Origin of the sequence: Enemella evansiae (genome assembly GCF_002250705.1) — a bacterium.
Taxonomy (GTDB): Bacteria; Actinomycetota; Actinomycetes; order Propionibacteriales; family Propionibacteriaceae; genus Enemella; species Enemella evansiae.
Genome location: NZ_NMVP01000036.1, coordinates 44222 through 63521 on the forward strand (window position 1 = coordinate 44222; position 19300 = coordinate 63521).

The following is a 19300-nucleotide window of genomic DNA, read 5'->3' on the forward strand; positions in this document are numbered from 1 at the left end:
TCATTGGCAGCATTGCCCATCGCCAATATTGTTGACAATTTTGCTGCTGTCAAGGGCTGTGGAGGATTCAGCCCTGCCCCGCCGCACGCGCTCGGGTCGCAGCCAGCAGCTGATCGGCCAGCTCGCGCCAGCCGTGGCCCGGTTCACGGGTCACCGATCCGTCGTCGGCGCGATCGGCGACCCAGGCCTGCACCTCGGCGGCACCGGCCGCCGTGGCACCCGGAAGGCCCGCGTCCGCGACCATCGCGCCCGCCTCGGCGACCTCCTCGCTGCGGCGCCGGCCGTGCTGGGCGACGCGGTGCAGGAAGTAGTCACCCTGCTGCTCCCAGTCGATGCCGGGGAAGGTCTCGGCGAGCGAATCGAGCACCGCGTCCTCGACACCCCAGGCGCGCGCGGTGGTGAGCGATTCGACCATGATGGCCTCCAGCCCCTTGATGACCACCGAACGGCACAACTTGGTCGCCGACGCGATTCCCAGGCGTTCATCGTGGGCCGTCACCTGCGTGAATCCCAATGACTGCAGGATTTCCGCGCCCTGACCCGCGTGCGGTCCGCCGAGCAGCATCGGCACCCGCAGTCGGTGCGGGGGCACACTGGTCATCACCGCGGCCTCGACATAGCGCCCGGCAGCCGCGTCGACGAGTGCGGCCGCCTGCTGCTTCGCCTGTGGTGACGCCGAGTTCAGATCCACCAGCAGCGCACCCGGCGCCAGGGCATCGGCGACGGCGGCCGCCGCCGGCACCGCCTGTCTGGCGGTCACCGCACTGAAGACCAGCTCCGCATCGGCGACCGCATCCGCCGCGGTCGCCACCAGGCTTACCCCGTGATCATCGGCGTGCCGGCGCAGCGGTTCGGCGTCACCGCCGGTCTTGCGATCGTGGGCGACCACCTCGATCCCCTGCGCCCGTAACTCCTCGGCCAGGATCCGACCGACCTCGCCGCAACCGATCAACCCGACCCGGCGTACCACCAGGTTCACCTGCCCTGGTTGGTGAGCAGCTTGTCCAACCGCGGATAGACCGACCGGGCGTTGCTCTCCACGATCCGGGCCCGGGTCTCCGATGCCAGGTCCGCGGCGTCGATGTAGCGCCGGGTGTCGTCGAAGTAGTGGCCGGTCTCGGGATCGATGCTGCGGACCGCGCCGATCATCTCCGAGGCGAAGAGGATGTTGTCGGTCGGGATCACCTTCAGCAGCAGGTCGATCCCGGGCTGGTGATAGACACAGGTGTCGAAGAAGACGTTGCCCAGCAGGTGTGCGGCCAGATCGTCCTTCCCCAGCGCCATCGCCAGGCCACGGAACCGACCCCAGTGGTAGGGCACCGCGCCACCGCCGTGCGGGATGACCAGCTTCAGCTCCGGGAAGTCGGCGAACAGGTCACCGGTGAGCAGTTGCATGAACGCGGTCGTGTCGGCATTCAGATAGTGCGCACCGGTGGTGTGGAAGGCCGGATTGCAGCTGGTGGAGACATGCACCATCGCGGGCACCTCCAGCTCGACCAACTTCTCATAGATCGGATACCAGGAGCGATCGGTGAGCGGCGGCGAATCCCATCGCCCGCCGGACGGGTCGGGGTTCAGGTTCACCCCGACACAACCGAGCTCGGTGACGGCGCGCTCCAGTTCCGGCAGGCAGGTCGCCGGATCCACCCCCGGTGACTGCGGCAGCATCGCGGCCGGGACGAAGCGGTCGGGGTAGGTCGCGGCGACCCGGGCGCACAGGTCGTTGCAGATCCGGGCCCATGTCGAGGAGGTCTCGAAATCACCGAGATGGTGCGCCATGAAGGAGGCGCGCGGCGAGAACACCGTCAGATCGATGCCCCGCTCGTCCATCAGCCGCAGCTGGTTCGCCTCGATGCTCTCGGCCAGCTCGTCGTCGCTGATCCGCAGTTCCTCCGGCCGCGGTGCGGGGCCGCCGTCGAGCGCCGCGAGCTGCTTCGAGCGCCACTCGGCCAGCGGTGCCGGCGCGGTGGTGTAGTGACCGTGGATATCGATGATCATGCGAGGCCCCTCCCGGTCGGCACCTCTGCCGACCACCACCCCCACCCTAGATTATCGACACGATTGTTGACAATAAATCTCGACTTTTTGACTTCTACCGCCCGATTCGGGACCCCGACATGGGAGGATGCGCAGCATGGCTAGAGCATCGGTGAGTGACAATCGACTGGTGGGCCGACCCGGCCGGGACGTGGTGTCCGCCGGGATCCGGGACGCGATCCAGCGCGGAGACATGGTGCCCGGCCAACGTCTGGTCGAGCTCGAACTGACCGAGACCTTCAATGCGACCCGCAGTTCGGTCCGCGAGGCGCTCGGTGAACTGGCCATCGAGGGCCTCGTCGAGCTCGTACCGGGCCGCGGCGCCCGGGTCCGGGTGGTGAGTGTCGAGGAGGCCGTGCAGATCACCGAATGCCGGGTCGCCCTGGAGCGACTGTGCGCCGCCCGCGCCGCCGAGCTCGCGACCAAGGCGGAGCGGGCCGATCTGCGCCGGATCGGCAAGGAGATGGAGACGGCGGTCTCCGGCCTCGCCCTGGACACCTACTCCGCGCTGAACCGCGAACTGCACGACACCATCCAGCGGATCAGTGGTCAGGAGGTGGCGGCCCGCCTGTTGCGCGGGCTGAACGGCCAGATGGTACGCCACCAGTTCCGGTTGTCGATGCGTCCGGGTCGGCCGTCGGTCTCCCTCCCCCAGCATCTCAAGATGATCGCCGCCATCGACTCCGGTGACCCACGGGCCGCCGAACAGGCGATCGAGGAGCATCTGGCCAGCGTGATCGAAGCCCTGCGCTCCACCCCGCAGTGAGCCTTCAGGCCATCGACTTCTTCCCGTCGATGGCTTCCCGGATGATGTCGGCGTGGCCGGCGTGCTGGGCCGTCTCACCGATCAGGTGGGCGAGCACCTCGCGGGCCGAGCGCTGGCCCGGCTCCGGATCCCAGGGTGCGGCCGGGAGCTGGTGGCTGACGCCGAGGTCGGCCAGCTCGGTGACCACCTGCTCGGTGCGGGCGGCCACCTCCGCATAACCGGCCAGGATCTCGCTCAGCGTCTGATCCGCGCGCAGGGTGAACTCGTCCTGCCGCTCCAGCACCCAGGCCGGGATGGTCGACGGGTCGTTCCAGTCGATCTTCTCCATCGCCATGAAATCGACGCTCGGGTCCGGACCGTCGAGCACGAAGTCGATCCAGCTCCGCTCGGTCGCGGCGACATGCTTGATGATGCCGCCGATGGTGAGATCGCTGACGGTGGCCGCCTGCCGCGCCTGGTCGTCGGTCAGCCCCTCGGCGGTGCCGATCAGGAAGCGCCGCCGGTCGGCAAGGGTCTGCAGCAGCATCCGGCGTTCGGCATCGAGGGCGGTCGGGTCGGTCATGATGGCTCCTTGGTCGGGATGACCGCAGTCCATCACCCGATGCGGACAGTTTCGGTCCGCTGGGTCCGATTCGGTCCGGTCGCCTCCAACTGCGCGGCGAGCGCGAGCAGCCGTGCCTCCTCACCCAACCCGCCGCCGAGCATGATCCCGATCGGCAGTTCCACGCCGTCGATCCTCGCGGTGTGCAGGGGCAGGCTGATCGAGGGGCGTCCGGTCAGATTCCACACGCTCGTCCAGGGGGTGAAATCGGTCTGGGCGGCGAAATCGGCGGCCGGGTCGGCGTCATTGCGCAGCGCACCGACCGGCAGTGGCGGCTGGGCCAGCGTGGGGCTGAGGATCACATCGAACCCGACCCAGGCCTGTTCGGTACGCCGGGTGATCTGCTGGATCCCGGCGTACGCCGCAGCGAAACCGAGTGCGGAACACGAGCGCCCCTTGTCCCGCAGCCAGCGGGTCAGCGGCCGCAGCGAATCCTCCGCCCCCTCGGGCACCGGTACCGACAGCGCGCCGACGGCCCACAGGTCACCGAAGGCGGCCCATTCCTCACCACCGAAGGGTTTCCGGGCGACGGCGACCTCGTGACCGAGTGCGGAGAGCTGGCGTACCGTTGCCTTGACCGCCTGGGTGACCGCGGGATGCACCTCCGCTTCATCACTGATCACCGGCTCGGAGAGCACCCCGATCCGCAACCGCCCGGGGTCTTCGTCGCAGGCCGCCAGGAAGCCACCGGGCACGCCAGCCGGTGCGGCGAAGAAATCACCGGGCCAACCGGTCGACAGTGCATCGAGTGCGGCGGCGGTGTCGCGGACATCGCGGGTGAGGACGCCGTCGCTGCTGATGGCGGCACCGTCCACACCATGGGGGCCCTTGGAAATCCTTCCCCTGCTGGGTTTCAGCCCGACCAGCCCGCAGCAGCTGGCGGGGATCCGGATCGATCCACCGCCGTCGGAGCCGTGTGCGATCGGCACCACCCCACCACTCACCGCCGCGGCTGCCCCACCCGAGGAGCCACCGGCCATCCGGGTCGGATCCCAGGGCGTGACCGCCGCCGGACGACCCTCGGGTTCGGTATAGCAGGGCAGCCCGAACTCCGGGGTCGTGGTCTTGCCGAGGATCACCATCCCGGCCTCCCGGATCCGGGTGACCACCCCGTCGTCCCGCTCGGCCCGTTGCCCGGCGTACACCGCCGAACCCGCCTCGAAAACCATTCCGGAGACCTGATTGAGGTCCTTGACCGGACACGGCACCCCGAACAGCGGACCCGGTCGAAAATCCTTGTCCCGCAGGCGATCCTGCAGTCCCCGGGCCTGGGCCAGTGCCTGCTCGTGGGCCACCTCGACGAATGCCCCGTGACGGTCCGCATCGGCCCGCCGCAGCGCCGCCTCGGTCGCCTCGAGCACACCGATCTCGCCGCTGCGGATCGCCGTCGACAGCTGGACCGCGGTCAGTTGTTCCATGCCCGGAGCCTAGCCATTCGGCCAGCCCGTGTACGCCTCGGCGAGCCAGGCGCGGCCGTGTTCGGACTCGACCAACATCCGCAGCTCCCCCAGCGTCCGCAGCCGGTCGAAGTCGGAGGCGTCGGGATTGTTGTGCAGCATCGAGGTCATCCAGAAGGAGAAGTGCTGCGCCTTCCAGACCCGGTCAAGGCTGCGGGTACTGTACGCCTGCAGCGCCCCGGGATCGCCGGCGGCCCAGTCGCCGAGCACCTCGGCCAGCACCCGGACGTCCTGCAGGGCCAGGTTGAGTCCCTTGGCACCGGTCGGCGGCACCGTGTGTGCGGCGTCCCCGGCGAGCAGCAGATTGCCCCAGCGCATCGGTTCGGAGACGAAGCTGCGGAACGGCAGCACCACCTTCTCGGTGATCGGCCCCTCGTTGATCGCGAACCCGTTGTGGTTCAACCGATCCCGGAAGGTCTGCCAGATCGCCTCGTCGCTCCAGTCGGCGGGTTCGGTGCCGACGGGGACCTGGAAATAGAGCCGCTGCAGGGCGGTGGTGCGCTGGCTGACCAGCGCGAAACCGGCCGCCGAGCGGGCATAGATGAGTTCGTGGTGACTGGGCCCGGTCTCGGCCATGATTCCGAACCAGGCAAAGGGATATTCGCGATAGTAGGCGCGTCGTTGGTCCTCGGGGATGGCGTGCCGGCAGGTGCTGCGCGACCCGTCGGCGCCGATCAGCAGGTCGCACTCGATCTGCACCTCGTCGTCCCCGCCGGGGGTGCCGTAGCCGATCACCGGTCGTCCGGTCAGCTCACTCACCCGGGCCGGACCGACCCCGAACCGGACATCGGTGCCGGCCCGCTGGGCCGCCTCGGCCAGGTCGATGAACACATCGGTCTGCGGATAGAGGTAGGTGGAGGCGCCGACCAGGCCGGTGAAGTCGATCGGATAGGAGTCGCCCTGGATGCGGACATCGATCCCGTCGTGGCGAATGCCGTCGCGCAGGATCCGGTCACTGACACCGTCGAGCAGCAGATCGGCCGAGCCCTGCTCCAGGATCCCGGCGCGGTGGGTGTGCTCGATCTCGTCCCGGCTCCGGGACTCGACGACGATGTGCTCGATGCCCTGCCGGTTGAGCAGATGCGACAGCATCAACCCGGCCGGGCCCCCACCGACGATCCCCACCCGGGTGCGTTCCTGTTTCATGCAGTGACCTCCTCGTCCCCGGGCCCGAGCCTAGACCCGCCGGGCCGGTCAGGCCGAGCGGGTGACGACCTGGTCGCAGAGGGCGTTCAGCGCGTCCTTGGCGGGGCCGGCGGGCAGCGGGGCGAGGAAGCCGCGCGCGACCTCGGCCCGGCGGCGTACCTCGGCCCGCGCGTCCTCGACGGCGGCATGCGCGCGGAGCAGGGCGATCGCCTCGGCCAGCGCGGCGTCGTCGGCCAGATCGGAGCCGATCAACTCCTTCAGCCGGTCGTCGGCCGGGTCCTCCGAGCGCAGCGCGAGCAGCGTCGGCAGCGTCGGTACGCCCTCGCGCAGGTCGGTGCCGGGGGTCTTCCCGGTCTCGGTGGAGGTGATGTCGATGATGTCGTCGGAGAGCTGGAAGACCACTCCGATCTCCTCGCCGAACGACTCCAGCGCCGCCAGCACCTCGGCGGAGGCGCCGGAGACCATGCCGCCGAAGACCGCGGAGGTGGCGATCAGCGACCCGGTCTTGTCGGCCACCACCTGCAGGTAGTGCGCCAGCGGCTCGTCGGACTCCCCCGGTCCGACGGTCTCGGCGATCTGGCCCTGCACCAGCCGGGCGAAGGTCTTCGCCTGCAGCGCGACGTAGTCGGTACCGAGCTCGGCGACCGTCGAGGACGCCCGCGCGAACAGGAAGTCGCCGACCATGATCGCGACCGAGTTCTGCCAGCGCCGGTTGGCGCTCGGCGCCCCACGGCGCAGATCGGCGTCGTCCATCACGTCGTCGTGGTAGAGGCTGGCCACATGGGTCAGCTCGACCACCAGCGCGGCCCGGGTCAGATCGTCCTCGTCCACCGGGCCACCGAACTGGCTGGCGAGCACCACCAGCAGCGGCCGGAACCGCTTCCCGCCGGCGGAGATGATGTGCTGGGCGGCCTCGGTCACCATCGGGGTGTCGGCGCGCGCCGTCTCCAGCAGTCGCTCCTCGATGCGGTCCAGCCGATCCTTGACCGAATCGGCGAACCCGGCGTCGGTCACGGCCTCATCCCTGGGCAGCACCGCAACCTCCCCCTCCTGTGACACCGCACGCAACCGAACCGTCCCTTCTGGGTACGCCTCAGCGCAGGAATTCCTGCGCCGTCGCCGCCAGCGAGAGCAGCGGTCCGGGAAGGATACCCAGCAGCACCGTGAGCACGCACCCGACGACGACGGTACCCATGGTCAGCCAACTGGAGCGAACCACCCGGGTGTCCTCCGCGGCCGGCGAGAAGAACATCACCATGATCACCCGCAGGTAGAAGAACGCCGCGACCAGCGACATCAGCACCGCGACCACCACCAGCCAGGCGAAGCCGCCGCGCCAGGCGGTCACGAACACCGCCCACTTGCCGATGAACCCCGAGGTCAGCGGGATGCCGGCGAAGGAGAGCAGCAGCAGCGCCATCGCGGCGGCGGTACCGGGCGAGCGCTTCGCCAGCCCGGACCAGCCGGCCAGCGCGGTCACCTCACCGGACTCGTTGCGCACCGTGGTCACCAGCGCGAACGCGGCGATGGTGGCGACGCCGTAGGCGGCCAGATAGAACAGCACCGCCGAGACCGAGGTGATGCCGCCGGAGATCCCGGCGCTGGGCTGCGCGGCCCCGGTGATCGCGGTGAGCAGGAAGCCCGCGTGCGCGATCGAGGAGTAGGCCAGCATCCGCTTGATGTCGGTCTGGGTGATCGCCAGCAGCGACCCGACGGCCATCGTGAGCACCGCCACCGCGGCGATCAGCGGCTGCCAGTCCCAGCGGGCACCGCCGAAGGCCACGAACAGCACCCGCAGCAGCGCGCCGACGGCGGCGATCTTGGTGCAGGCGGCCATGAACCCGGTGACCGGGGTGGGCGCGCCCTGGTAGACGTCCGGGGTCCAGGAGTGGAACGGCACCGCGCCCACCTTGAACAGCAGGCCGATCGCCAGCAGCCCCATGCCGCCGATCAGCAGCGCCGGCGAACCGGAGACGCCGGTGGCCAGCGAGTCGGAGATCTGGCGCAGGGTGAACCCGCCGGAGTAGCCGTAGATCAGCGCCGTGCCGTAGAGGAAGAACGCCGAGGAGAGCGCGCCGAGCAGGAAGTACTTCAGCGCGGCCTCCTGGGACAGCAGCCGGCGGCGCCGGGCCATCCCGCACATCAGGTACAGCGGCAGCGACATGATCTCCAGCGCCACGAACATGGTCAGCAGGTCGTTGGAGGCCGGGAACAGCATCATCCCGGTGAGCGCGAACAGCAGCAGCGGGTAGATCTCGGTGTGCTCCAGCCGGGCCTCGATCGCGGCCTGCTCGGCGGGCGTACCCGGAACCGACGCGGCCTGCGGGGTGAAGCCGGTCGCCCCGCCGCCGAGCCGCCGCTCGGCGAAGATCGCCAGGGTGAAGATGGTCAGCACCAGCAGGGTGGCCCAGATGAAGTAGGTCGGACCGTCCAGCGCCACCGAGCCCAGGGCGCCGATCAGGCCGTCGCCGCGGGCCCAGATGTAGATGGTGAACCCGAGCGCGACCAACATCGTCACCAGCGCGAGCAGGACCTGCGGCACCGCCCGCTTGCCGCGCGGCAGGAAGGCCTCCAGGCCGACGCCCAGGCAGGCGCCGACGAACACCGCGATCAGCGGTGCGATGTGCAGATACTCGACCGGGGGTGGATAACCGTTCATCAGTTCTGTCCCTTCGCGAGCGGAGCGGCGGGGTCGGCCTCGCCGATGATCTGCATGGTGTTCTGCACCGCGGGCTGGATGGTGTCCAGCATCGGCTTCGGGAAGAGGCCGAACGCCAGGATGATCAGCAGCAGCGGGGCGATGGCGAGCTTCTCCCGGCCGTCCAGGTCACTGCGGCCCTCCGCGTCGAAGGACTGAGCGACCTGGTGGGTCACCGGCCCGGTCATCATCCGCTGGTAGGTCAGCAGGATGTAGAGCGCGGACAGCACCATCGCGACGGTGGAGACACCGGCGACGATCGGGTGCCGGGCGAACGAGCCGGCGATCACCATGAACTCCGAGACGAAACTGGACATGCCGGGCAGCGCGGCCGAGGACAGGCCGCCCATCAAGAACAGTCCGGCCAGCACCGGGGCCACCTTCTGTACGCCCCCGAAGGCCGAGATCTGCTGGCTGCCGCGCCGGCGTACCAGATAACCCGCCACCAGGAACAGCACCGCGGTGGAGAAGGCGTGGTTGAACATGTAGAAGGTCGCACCGCTCATCGACACCGTGGTGAAGGAGAAGATGCCGAGCACGATGAAGCCGAAGTGGCTGATCGAGGTGAACGCGATCAGGCGGTAGAGATCCTTCTGCCCGACCGCGGCCAGTGCGCCGTAGATGATCGAGATCAGGGCCAGCGCGATGATCACCGGCGAGGCCCACTTGCTGGCCTCGGGGAACAGCTCCAGGCAGAACCGGATCATGCCGAAGGTGCCGATCTTGTCCAGGATGCCGACCATCAGCGTCGAGCCACCGGGCGTACCCTGCTCGGCCGCATCCGGCAGCCAGGTGTGGAAGGGCACCATCGGCGCCTTCAGCGCGAAGGCGATGAAGAAGCCGAGGAACAGCCAGCGGCCGACGTTGCCGCCCAGGTCGAGCTGGGTCAGCTCGCTGAGCAGATAGGTCGGGGCGCCGCGCTGCTCCGAGGAGATCGCCGACAGCCCGATCACCGAGGCCAGCATCACCAGACCGCCGGCCAGGCCGAACAGCAGGAACTTGATCGCGGCGTACCCGCGCCGGGCCTGGCCGAAGCCGCCGAGCAGGAAGTACATCGGGATCAGCGTGGCCTCGAAGAAGAGGTAGAACAGCAGCACGTCGGTCGCCAGGAAGACGAACAGCGACAGCGATTCCAGCGCCAGCACCAGGGCGAAGAAGACGTGGCTGGTCCAGCGGTCGTCGGCGTCGACGGTGTCCCAGGAGGCGAGCATCACGATCGGGGTGAGGATCACCGTGAGCAGCACCATCGTCAGGCTGATGCCGTCGACCGGGCCGAGCGCCCAGTAGGCGCCGAACGCCTTGATCCAGGGCAACTGCTCGGCGAACCGCATGCCCATCCCGGACAGCACCGCGATCGCGACACCGAGGATCAGGGTGGCGATCGAGAACACCATGCCGACGGCCTTGGCGTGGGCGCCCTTGATCATCATCAGCACGGCCGCGCCGAGCATCGGCAGCAGACCGAGGAGGGTCAACCAGGGAAAACTCATCTCTCTCCCTCTCTCAGGCCAGCTGGCCGAGGATCAGTACCGCACCGACGAGGACGGCACCGGCCACCATCATCAGCGCGTACGAACGGACGTAGCCGGTCTGCAGGCGCCGGATCTGGGTGGACAGCCCACCGAAGGTCGCCGCCGTCCCGTTCACCGCGCCGTCGACGCCCTTGTCGTCGAACTCCGCGATGCCGCGGGCCAGGCCCATGGTCGGGCCGACCACGACGGCGTCGTTCAGCGCGTCGCCGTAGAGGTCGGCGCGGGCGGCCCGCTCCAGCGCATTGCCCGAGGGGGCGTACACCGGGACGTCACCGCGGAAGACCCACCAGCCGAGGAACACCCCGATCGCCACCGCGACGATGGTGATGATGCCGATCGGGGAGATGAAGCCCTCGTACCACGGCGCGGCGTGCACCTCTTCACCGCCAACCGCCGGTGCCAGCCACTCGCCGATGAAACCGTTGAGCAGGAAGCCGCCGATGATCGACAGCACCGCCAGGATGATCAGCGGAATCGTCATCACCGCAGGGGATTCGTGCGGATGCCGGACCGCGAACCCGTTCGGGTTGTCCTCATCCGGCTCCACCCAGCGACGCTTGCCCCAGAAGGTCATCATCATCATCCGGGTCATGTAGTAGGCGGTGATCAGCGCACCGACCAGCGCGCAGATGCCGACCACCAGGTTGAACTCGAAGGCCGCGGTGATGATGTGGTCCTTGGAGAACGAGCCGGAGAAGCCGGGTACGCCGATGATCGCCAGGTAACCCATCGCGAAGGTGAGGAAGGTGACCTTCATGAACTTCGACAACCGGCCGTAGTTGCGCATGTCGACGTCGTCGTTCATGCCGTGCATCACCGAACCGGCGCCGAGGAACATGTTGGCCTTGAAGAAGCCGTGGGTGATCAGGTGGAAGATCGCGAACGGGTACGCCGCCGGGCCGATGCCGGCGGCCAGCATCATGTACCCGATCTGGGACATGGTCGAGCCGGCCAGCGCCTTCTTGATGTCGTCCTTGGAGGTACCGATCCAGGCGCCGGCGAGCAGCGTGACGGTACCGACGATGACCACCGCCATCCCGGCGACCGGGGTCTCGGCATAGATCGCGTGGCTGCGGGTGACCAGGTAGACACCGGCGGTCACCATCGTCGCGGCGTGGATCAGCGCCGACACCGGGGTCGGGCCCTCCATCGCGTCCAGCAGCCAGGACTGCAGCGGCACCTGGGCGGACTTGCCGCAGGCGGCGAGCAGCAGGAACAGCCCGATCGCGGTCGCGGTGGCCGCGCCGGAACCGAACAGGGTGCCCTGGGCGGTGGCCATTCCCTTCGCGCTCTCGTTGACCTGGCTGAAGGTCACCGAACCGAAGGTGGCGAACATCGTCGACATCGCCAGCGCCATGCCGATGTCGCCGACGCGGTTGACCACGAACGCCTTCTTGGCCGCCGCGGCCGCGGACGGCTTGGCCTGCCAGAAACCGATCAGCAGGTAGGACGCCAGGCCGACCCCCTCCCAGCCGATGAACAGCACCAGGTAGTTGTCGGCGAGCACCAGCAGCAGCATCGCGGCGACGAACAGGTTCAGGAAGCCGAAGAAGCGGCGGCGCCGTTCGTCGTGGGCCATGTAGCCGATCGAGTAGATGTGGATCAGCGACCCGACACCGGTGATCAGCAGCACGAACAGGATGGACAGCTGATCGATCAGCAGGCCCATCTGGACATCCCAGGGGCCGACCCCGATCCACTCGTAGAGCTTGGCGTTCACCGAGCGGGTGCCGGGATCGGCGAGCATCTGGACGAACAGGATCGCGCCGATCACGAACGAGTAGATGGAGGCGGCGCAGCCCAGCAGGTGGCCCCACTTGTCGCCGGCCCGGCCGATCAGCAGCAGCACCGCGGCCGACAGCAGCGGCACCGCGATCATCGTCCACGCCAGGCTGAACATCCCGGTGGCGGGGATGGTTGGGGTGATGGTTTCCAGCAGATTCACGCGTCCGTCCTCAGAACTTCAGCAGGTTGGCGTCGTCGACGGAGGCCGAACGGCGGGTCCGGAAGATGGCCACGATGATCGCCAGCCCGACCACGACCTCGGCCGCGGCGACCACCATCACGAAGAAGGCAGCCACCTGGCCGTCGAGATTGCCGTTGGTGCGGGAGAAGGTGACCAGCGCCAGGTTGCAGGCGTTCAGCATCAGCTCGACCGACATGAACGCCACGATCGCGTTGCGGCGCACCATGAAGCCGACGGTGCCGATGGTGAACAGCAGCGCGGAGAGGATCAAGTAGTAGTTCGGGTTCATGCGTCCTTCCCCTCACCGTCGGTGTCGGCGGCGTCGGTCCGCGCGTCCGCGTCCGCGTCCGGGCGTTCGGTACGCCGGGGGCGGGCCGACAGCGGGCGCCGCATGGTGCGGGGCTGCTCGGACCGCTCCGCGCGCCCCTGCTCGATCGCCGGCCGGTCGGTGCCCTCGGCCTGCTCGGCCTCGCCGGCGGACAGCGCCGGGCGCTGACCGCCCTCGTCGAGCCGCTGCCCGCTCAACGCGGCGACGGTGGCCCGGGTGGCCTCCGCCAGCCGCGGACCGTCGACGACGGTGCCGCGGGCCAGCATGGTCTTGGAGACCGACTTCGGCTCGGCGGTACCGTCCGGCAGCAGCGCCGGGATGTCGACCGCGTTGTGGCGGGCGTAGACACCCGGGGTAGGCAGCGGGCCGGGGTGCTCGCCGGTCTCGGCGTAGCGCCGCATCCGCTCGCTGGCCCGCTCCTTCTGGGTGTACTTCTTGCCGATCCGCTCCCGGTGCGCCAGCACCATCGCACCCAGCGCGGCGGTGATCAGCAGCGCCGAGGTGGCCTCGAAGATCAGCACGTAGCGGCGGAACAGCAGGTCCGCCAGCGCCGGCACGTTGCCCTGCGGGGTGGCGGCGTTCAGCCCGACCGGGTTGCCGATCACGGCATTGCCGACGGCCAGCACCAGCAGGACGCCGACGCCCAGGGCGGCCAGGATCGCCGCCAACCGCTGCCCGCGCAGCGTCTCCACCAGCGAATCGCTGGTGTCCACACCGACCAGCATCAGCACGAACAGGAACAGCATCAGGATCGCGCCGGTGTAGACGATGATCTGCACCGCGAACAGGAACGGCGCGTCCTGGGCGGCGTACTGCACCGCCAGGCTGACCATCACCGTGGCCAGGCAGAGCGCCGAGTGCACCGGCTTGCGGGCCAGCACCATGCCGAGCGCGCCGAGCACCATCACCGGCGCGAGCAACCAGAAGGCCACCGACTGCGCGGCGGCCGAGACCTCCAGGACGATCACTTCGCTTCTCCTGCCTCGCTGGCACCGGTCGCGGCGTCCGCCCGCGGCGGGCGCGCCTCACCGGTCCGGGTGTCGGGCTGGCCGGTGGTCGGCAGCCCGAGGAAGTAGTCCTTCTCGCTGTCGCCGAGCAGCCGCGGGTGCGGCGGCTGCTCCATCCCCGGCAGCAGCGGCGCGAGCAGCCGATCCTTGGTGTAGATCATGTCCTCGCGGGTGAAGTCGGCCAGCTCGAAATCGTTGGTCATCGTCAGCGCCCGGGTCGGGCAGGCCTCGATGCACAATCCGCAGAGGATGCAGCGCAGGTAGTTGATCTGGTAGACGCGGCCGTACCGCTCGCCGGGCGAATAGTTCTCGCCCTGCACGTTGTTCGCGCCCTCGACGAAGATCGCATCCGCCGGGCAGGCCCAGGCGCACAGCTCGCAGCCGACGCACTTCTCCAGCCCGTCCGGCCAGCGGTTCAGCTGGTGCCGGCCGTGGAACCGGGGCGCGGTGACCTTCGGCTTGACCGGGTAGTCCTCGGTGAACGTCTTGCGGAACATGGTCCGGAAGGTCACCCCGAACCCGGCCCACTGATCGAAGAACCCCATCAGCGATTCCCTCCTTCGTTATCGCGGGGGGCGCCCCCCGGACCCCCGCGCTCGCTGCGCTCGCCGGCTGGCTGCGTGGTCGCGCTGGTCGCCCCGCTCGGACCGCTGTCACGTTCCACTTCGCCTTCGAGTACGCCGGCCAGCTCGGGCAGCGTCTGGCCCTCCCGCGGCGGCACCGGGTACCCGCCGGCGTACGGGTCGAACGGGCCCTCGTCGGGGTACGCGTCCTCGTCGTCCACGTCGTCCTTGTTCGCGACCACCAGCCACCAGGTGACCACGGTGATCACGAACAGCCCGAAGCTCCACGCCACCGGCGCCATCGCACCGGAGAGCGCGATCCCGGCGAAGCCGCCGGTGTTGACGATGGTGCGCACGATCGCGACCGCGAGCAGCCAGAGCAGCGAGATCGGGATCAGCACCTTCCAGCCGAGCGCCATGAACTGGTCGTAGCGCATCCGCGGCAGTGTGCCGCGCAGCCAGACGAAGAAGAAGATGAACACGATCACCTTGAGGGTGAACCAGAGCAGACCCCACCAGCCGCGATCGAGGAAGGTGCCCTGCAGCGGCCACGGCGCGTGCCAGCCACCCAGGAACAGGGTGATCACGATCGCGGAGACGTTGACCATGTTGATGTACTCGGCCAGGAAGAACATCGCGAACCGGAAGCCGGAGTACTCGGTGTGGAAACCGCCGACCAGCTCCGACTCCGCCTCCGGCAGGTCGAAGGGCGCCCGGTTGGTCTCACCGACCATCGAGATCACATAGATCACGAAGGACGGCAGCAACAGCGCCCAGTACCAACCCTGCAACGGAATCTCGGCGCCGCCGAAGAGGCTGAGCGGCTGGGCCTGCGCCTCGACGATCTTCGAGGTGGACATCGACCCGGCGTACATGAACACGGTGACGAAACTCAGCCCCATCGCGATCTCATAGGAGATCATCTGGGCGCTGGAGCGCAGGCCGCCGAGCAGCGAGTAGGTCGAGCCCGAGGACCAGCCGGCGAGCACGATGCCGTAGATGCCGACCGAGGCCAGCGCCAGCATCACCAGCACCGAGACCGGCAGGTCGGTGAGCTGCAGCGTGGTGCGGACCCCGAACATGGTGACCTCGCCACCGAGCGGAATCATCGACAGGATGGAGAATGCGGGGATCGCGACCAGGTAGGGCGCCAGGTTGAAGACGAACTTCTCGGCGTTGACCGGCCGGAAGTCCTCCTTGGTCATCAGCTTCAGACCGTCGGCCAGCGACTGCAGCGAACCGCCCGGGCCGTTCATCGTCGGGCCGGTGCGGTGCTGCATCTTCGCCACGACCTTGCGCTCGAAGACGATGTTGAACAGCGTGAACAGCAGCAGGAAGACCAGCACACCGGCGGCCTTGATCAGGGTGATCCACCACGGATCGGAGAATCCGGTCATGCCTCCACTCCCTCCTGGTTGGTCTCGGCCAGTTCGACCCGCACCAGGTCACCCGGCACCGCGCCCAGGTTGGGGCCGATGCCGACCCCCGGCGCGTTGGTCGGCAACCACACCACCCGGTCGATCACACCCGGATCGACCAGCAGCGGCAACACGATCTCGCCGCCCTCGCGGGAGACCCGGACCAGGGTGCCGTCGGTGATCCCGCCGGCCATCGTCGGGTTCATCCGCACCACCGGCGGGCGGGCGGTGGCCTGCAGGTCGGCTTCGCCGTCGATCGCGCGGGAATCGTCGATCAGCTCGCGCCAGGACGCCAGCACGGCCTCACCGGTACCCGGCTCGAGCAGCGCCTCCGGCGCCTCGTCCGGGGCCGCGGCCCGCTGCCCCTCCCAGCCGGCGAACTCGGCCAGTTCGGCCTTCGCCTCGGTGGGGGTGCGTACGCCGAGGTCGGCGCCCAGGGCGTCGGCCAGCGCGGCCAGCACCCGCAGGTCGCTCATCACCTGCTGCGAACCCAGGTACTGGGTGACCGGGCGTTCCCGGCCCTCCCAGTCGATGAAGGTGCCGTGCCGCTCCTCGATCAGCGAGACCGGGAAGACCACATCGGCCCGCTCGGTGACCTGGGAGCGGCGGGTCTCCAGGCTGACCACGAAGCCGGCGTCCTCCAGACCGGCCAGTGCGGCGTGCGGGAAGCGGAAGTCGGCCGGCTCGATGCCGCCGACGATCAGCGCGTCCAGGTTGCCCTGGGTGCCGGCCGCCAGGATCGCGTCGGCGTCCAGGCCCGGTTCGGCGGGCAGCCCCTCGATGCCCCAGACCGTCTGGGCGTCCACCCGGGCGGCGGGATCGGTGACCAGCCGGCCACCGGGCAGCAGGTTCGGCAGGCAGCCGGCATCGATCGCGCCGCGGTCCCCCGCCCGGCGCGGCACCCAGGCGAGCTTGGCGCCGGTGCGCTGCACCAACTGCAGGGCGGCGGTCAGCGTACCCAGCGACTGGCAGGCGCGTTCGCCGACCATCACCACCGAGTTCTCATCGAGCTCGATGTCGGCGGGCAGGTTGTCCAGCGCCTGCGCCTCGGTGCCCGGCAGCGCCGGGACCAGGGTGGCCTTCAGCTTGCTGGAGCCGTAGGACAGCACCGCGCCGACGGTGGCCACCGCCAGCTTCTTCTTGCGGACCGCCTTGCGCAGCCGCAGGAACACGATCGGCGACTCGTCCTCGGGCTCGAAGTCGACCAGCAGCACCCGGTTGGCGTTCTCCAGGTCGGCGTAGGTGGTCTGCAGACCGGCACCGGCGACCGCGTGGGCGAGGAACTGGCCCTCCTCCAGGGTGTGCGGCCGGGAGCGGAAGTCGATGTTGTTCGTGCCGAGCACCGCGCGGGCGAATTTCGCGTACCCGTAGGAATCCTCGAGGGTGAGCCGGCCGCCGGGCAGCACGCCGAGGTTCGCCCCGGGCGTACCGTCGTTGGCCTCGACGGCGGCCAGGATGCCGGCCGCCGCGGTGTCGATGGCCTCGGCCCAGGACGCCGGCCGCAGCACGTCACCGTCACGGACCAGCGGGGTGGTGATCCGGTCGTCCTGGCGGCCCGAGACGAAGCCGAAGCGGCCCTTGTCGCAGTTCCACTCCTCGTTGACCTCCGGCTCGTCGCCGGCGAGCCGGCGCATCACCTCACCGCGCCGGTGGTCGACCCGCAGCCCGCAGCCGGCGGCGCAGTTCTCGCAGGTGGAGGGCGTGGAGACCAGGTCGAAGGGCCGGGACCGGAAGCGGTAGGCGGTCGAGGTCAGCGCACCGACCGGGCAGATCTGGATGGTGTTGCCGGAGAAGTAGCTCTCGAAGGGCTCCTTCTCATAGATCCCGACCTGCTGCAGCGCGCCGCGCTCGGTGAGCGCGATGAACGGGTCGCCGGCGATCTGCTCGGAGAACCGGGTGCAGCGGGCGCAGAGCACGCAGCGCTCGCGGTCCAGCAGGATCTCCGCCGAGATCGCCAGCGGCTTTGGGAAGGTGCGCTTGACGCCCTCGAAGCGGGATTCGCCGTGTCCGTTGGACATCGCCTGGTTCTGCAGCGGGCACTCGCCGCCCTTGTCGCAGATCGGGCAGTCCAGCGGGTGGTTCACCAGCAGGAACTCCAGCATCCCCTCCTGGGCCTTCTCGGCCACCCGGGAGGTCACCTGGGTCTTCACCTTCATCCCGTCGGCGACCTCGATGGTGCAGGAGGCCTGCGGCTTGGGCATCCCGCGGCCGTTGCCGGCATCGGGGATCTCCACCAGGCACTGCCGACAGGCGCCGACCGGGTCCAGCAACGGGTGGTCGCAGAACCGCGGGATCGCCACGCCGATCATCTCGGCGGCGCGGATCAGCAGGGTCCCCTTGGGTACCGACACCTCGACGTCGTCGATGGTGACGGTGAGCAGGTCCTCGCGCTTGGCGACATCGGCGCCCTGGCCGGAGGGCTTGTCGGTCACGGTCATCAGTGGGCTCCCACGGTCTTCTCATCGTGCAGCGAGGCGGCGTCGAAGAGCGCGCTCTTCTCATACGGGTAGAGCTCCCAGGCGGGGGTGTGCATGCCCTGCTCGAACTCCTCGCGGAAGTACTGCACCGCGGAGGTGACACAGGCCACCGCGCCGTCGGCGAGCGCGCAGAAGGAGCGGCCGCCGATGTTGTCGCACAGGTCGAGCATCTTCTCGATGTCCCCCTCCACGCCCTGACCGGCCTCCAGCCGCATCAGGATCTGGGTGAGCCACCAGGAGCCCTCCCGGCAGGGGGTGCACTTGCCGCAGGACTCGTGCTTGTAGAACTCGATCCAGCGCAGCGTGGTGCGGACCACCGAGGTGGTCTCGTCGAAGCACTGCAGCGCCTTGGTGCCGAGCATCGACTTCGCGCTCGCCATGCCCTCGTAATCCAGCGGCAGGTCGACGTGCTCGGCCGAGCCGGTGAGGATCGGGGTGGACGAACCGCCCGGGGTCCAGAACTTCAGCCGGTGCCCGGCGCGCATCCCGCCGGAGAGATCCAGCAGCTGGCGCAGGGTGATCCCCATCGGCGCCTCGAACTGGCCGGGGTTGGCGACGTGCCCGGACAACGAATAGAGCGTCATGCCCTTGGACTTCTCGGTGCCCATCGCGGCGAACCAGTCCTTGCCGTTCGCCACGATGCAGGGCACCGAGGCGATCGACTCGACGTTGTTGATCACCGTCGGGGAGGCGTACAGGCCGGCGACCGCGGGGAACGGCGGACGCAACCGCGGCTGCCCACGGCGGCCCTCCAGCGAATCCAGCAGCGCGGTCTCCTCACCGCAGATGTACGCCCCGGCGCCGGAGTGCACGACGACCTCCAGGTCGTAGCCCTTGCCGAGGATGTTCTTGCCCAGATAACCCGCCGAGTACGCCTCCCGGACGGCCTGCTGCAGCCGCCGGGCGACGTGCAGCACCTCGCCGCGGACGTAGATGAAGGCGTAGCTCGCGCCGATCGCGTAGGAGGAGATCGCCACACCCTCGACCAGGGTGTGCGGCGAGGCCAGCATCAGCGGGATGTCCTTGCAGGTGCCCGGTTCGGACTCGTCGGCGTTCACCACCAAGTAGGTGGGGTTCGGGTTGTCCTTGGGGATGAAGGACCACTTCATCCCGGTCGGGAAACCCGCGCCGCCGCGTCCGCGCAGGCCGGAATCCTTGACGGTGCTGACGATGTCGCCCGGCGCCATGTCGAGTGCCTTGCGCAACGCCTCGTACCCGCCGCGGCGTTCGTAGTTGGTCAGCCGCCAGGCGCGCTCGTCGGCCCAGTTGTCCGACAGCACCGGGGTCAGCAGATCGATGTTCAC

General features: G+C 69.1%; 15 protein-coding genes and 1 pseudogene. 1 reads left to right on the forward strand and 15 read right to left on the reverse strand.

From position 1 onward, the window contains the following. Nucleotides 1-67 precede the first annotated feature (67 nt). Entirely contained in the window at nt 68-979 is a 912-nt protein-coding gene (locus BI335_RS18295; RefSeq protein WP_094405507.1) for an NAD(P)-dependent oxidoreductase, read from the reverse strand. Further along, nucleotides 976-1998, reverse strand: a complete 1023-nt coding sequence (locus BI335_RS18300) for an amidohydrolase family protein (protein ID WP_094405506.1) — start codon at nt 1996-1998, stop codon at nt 976-978. The genes BI335_RS18295 and BI335_RS18300 overlap by 4 nt, the downstream gene beginning before the upstream one ends. A gap of 151 nt (nt 1999-2149) precedes the next feature. On the opposite strand from BI335_RS18300, the gene BI335_RS18305 reads away from it, so the two are divergent. Then, entirely contained in the window at nt 2150-2803 is a 654-nt protein-coding gene (locus tag BI335_RS18305; protein ID WP_229117843.1) for a GntR family transcriptional regulator, read from the forward strand. Nucleotides 2804-2807: 4 nt separating this feature from the next. On the opposite strand, the gene BI335_RS18310 is transcribed toward BI335_RS18305, so the two are convergent. From BI335_RS18310 to nuoF, 13 genes and pseudogenes are all read right to left on the reverse strand, one after another. Further along, the gene (locus BI335_RS18310) at nt 2808-3365 is read right to left on the reverse strand and encodes a DinB family protein (protein ID WP_094405504.1); all 558 of its coding nucleotides are present in this window, start codon (nt 3363-3365) and stop codon (nt 2808-2810) included. Between the two features lie 32 nt (nt 3366-3397). Continuing rightward, complete coding sequence (locus BI335_RS18315) at nt 3398-4822, reverse strand: amidase (protein ID WP_094432715.1); 1425 nt, start codon at nt 4820-4822, stop codon at nt 3398-3400. A 9-nt stretch (nt 4823-4831) separates the two neighbouring features. Beyond that, nucleotides 4832-6007, reverse strand: a complete 1176-nt coding sequence (locus tag BI335_RS18320; protein ID WP_094432717.1) for a 4-hydroxybenzoate 3-monooxygenase — start codon at nt 6005-6007, stop codon at nt 4832-4834. A 48-nt stretch (nt 6008-6055) separates the two neighbouring features. Further along, a complete protein-coding gene (locus tag BI335_RS18325; RefSeq protein ID WP_229119686.1) occupies nt 6056-7021 on the reverse strand; it encodes a polyprenyl synthetase family protein in 966 nt (321 codons plus the stop codon). A gap of 79 nt (nt 7022-7100) precedes the next feature. Further along, on the reverse strand, nt 7101-8666 hold the full coding sequence (gene nuoN / locus BI335_RS18330; protein ID WP_094432719.1) for an NADH-quinone oxidoreductase subunit NuoN: 1566 nt from the start codon (nt 8664-8666) through the stop codon (nt 7101-7103). Continuing rightward, a complete protein-coding gene (locus BI335_RS18335; protein WP_094432721.1) occupies nt 8666-10195 on the reverse strand; it encodes an NADH-quinone oxidoreductase subunit M in 1530 nt (509 codons plus the stop codon). The genes nuoN and BI335_RS18335 overlap by 1 nt, the downstream gene beginning before the upstream one ends. A 13-nt stretch (nt 10196-10208) precedes the next feature. Next, entirely contained in the window at nt 10209-12137 is a 1929-nt protein-coding gene (gene nuoL / locus BI335_RS18340) for an NADH-quinone oxidoreductase subunit L (RefSeq protein ID WP_094432865.1), read from the reverse strand. Between the two features lie 55 nt (nt 12138-12192). Further along, nucleotides 12193-12492, reverse strand: coding sequence for an NADH-quinone oxidoreductase subunit NuoK (gene nuoK, locus BI335_RS18345; RefSeq protein WP_094432723.1), 300 nt, complete (start codon nt 12490-12492; stop codon nt 12193-12195). 203 nt (nt 12493-12695) lie between these two features. Then, nucleotides 12696-13499 (reverse strand): annotated as a pseudogene (locus BI335_RS18350) (NADH-quinone oxidoreductase subunit J); the annotation flags it as partial. Beyond that, nucleotides 13496-14083, reverse strand: a complete 588-nt coding sequence (nuoI, locus tag BI335_RS18355; RefSeq protein ID WP_094432725.1) for an NADH-quinone oxidoreductase subunit NuoI — start codon at nt 14081-14083, stop codon at nt 13496-13498. The pseudogene BI335_RS18350 and the gene nuoI, both read right to left, overlap by 4 nt. Next, nucleotides 14083-15498, reverse strand: a complete 1416-nt coding sequence (gene nuoH / locus BI335_RS18360; protein ID WP_094432727.1) for an NADH-quinone oxidoreductase subunit NuoH — start codon at nt 15496-15498, stop codon at nt 14083-14085. The genes nuoI and nuoH overlap by 1 nt, the downstream gene beginning before the upstream one ends. Then, on the reverse strand, nt 15495-17957 hold the full coding sequence (locus BI335_RS18365) for an NADH-quinone oxidoreductase subunit G (RefSeq protein ID WP_094432729.1): 2463 nt from the start codon (nt 17955-17957) through the stop codon (nt 15495-15497). The genes nuoH and BI335_RS18365 overlap by 4 nt, the downstream gene beginning before the upstream one ends. Continuing rightward, nucleotides 17957-19294, reverse strand: coding sequence for an NADH-quinone oxidoreductase subunit NuoF (nuoF, locus tag BI335_RS18370; protein WP_229119694.1), 1338 nt, complete (start codon nt 19292-19294; stop codon nt 17957-17959). The genes BI335_RS18365 and nuoF overlap by 1 nt, the downstream gene beginning before the upstream one ends. Nucleotides 19295-19300: the final 6 nt, after the last annotated feature.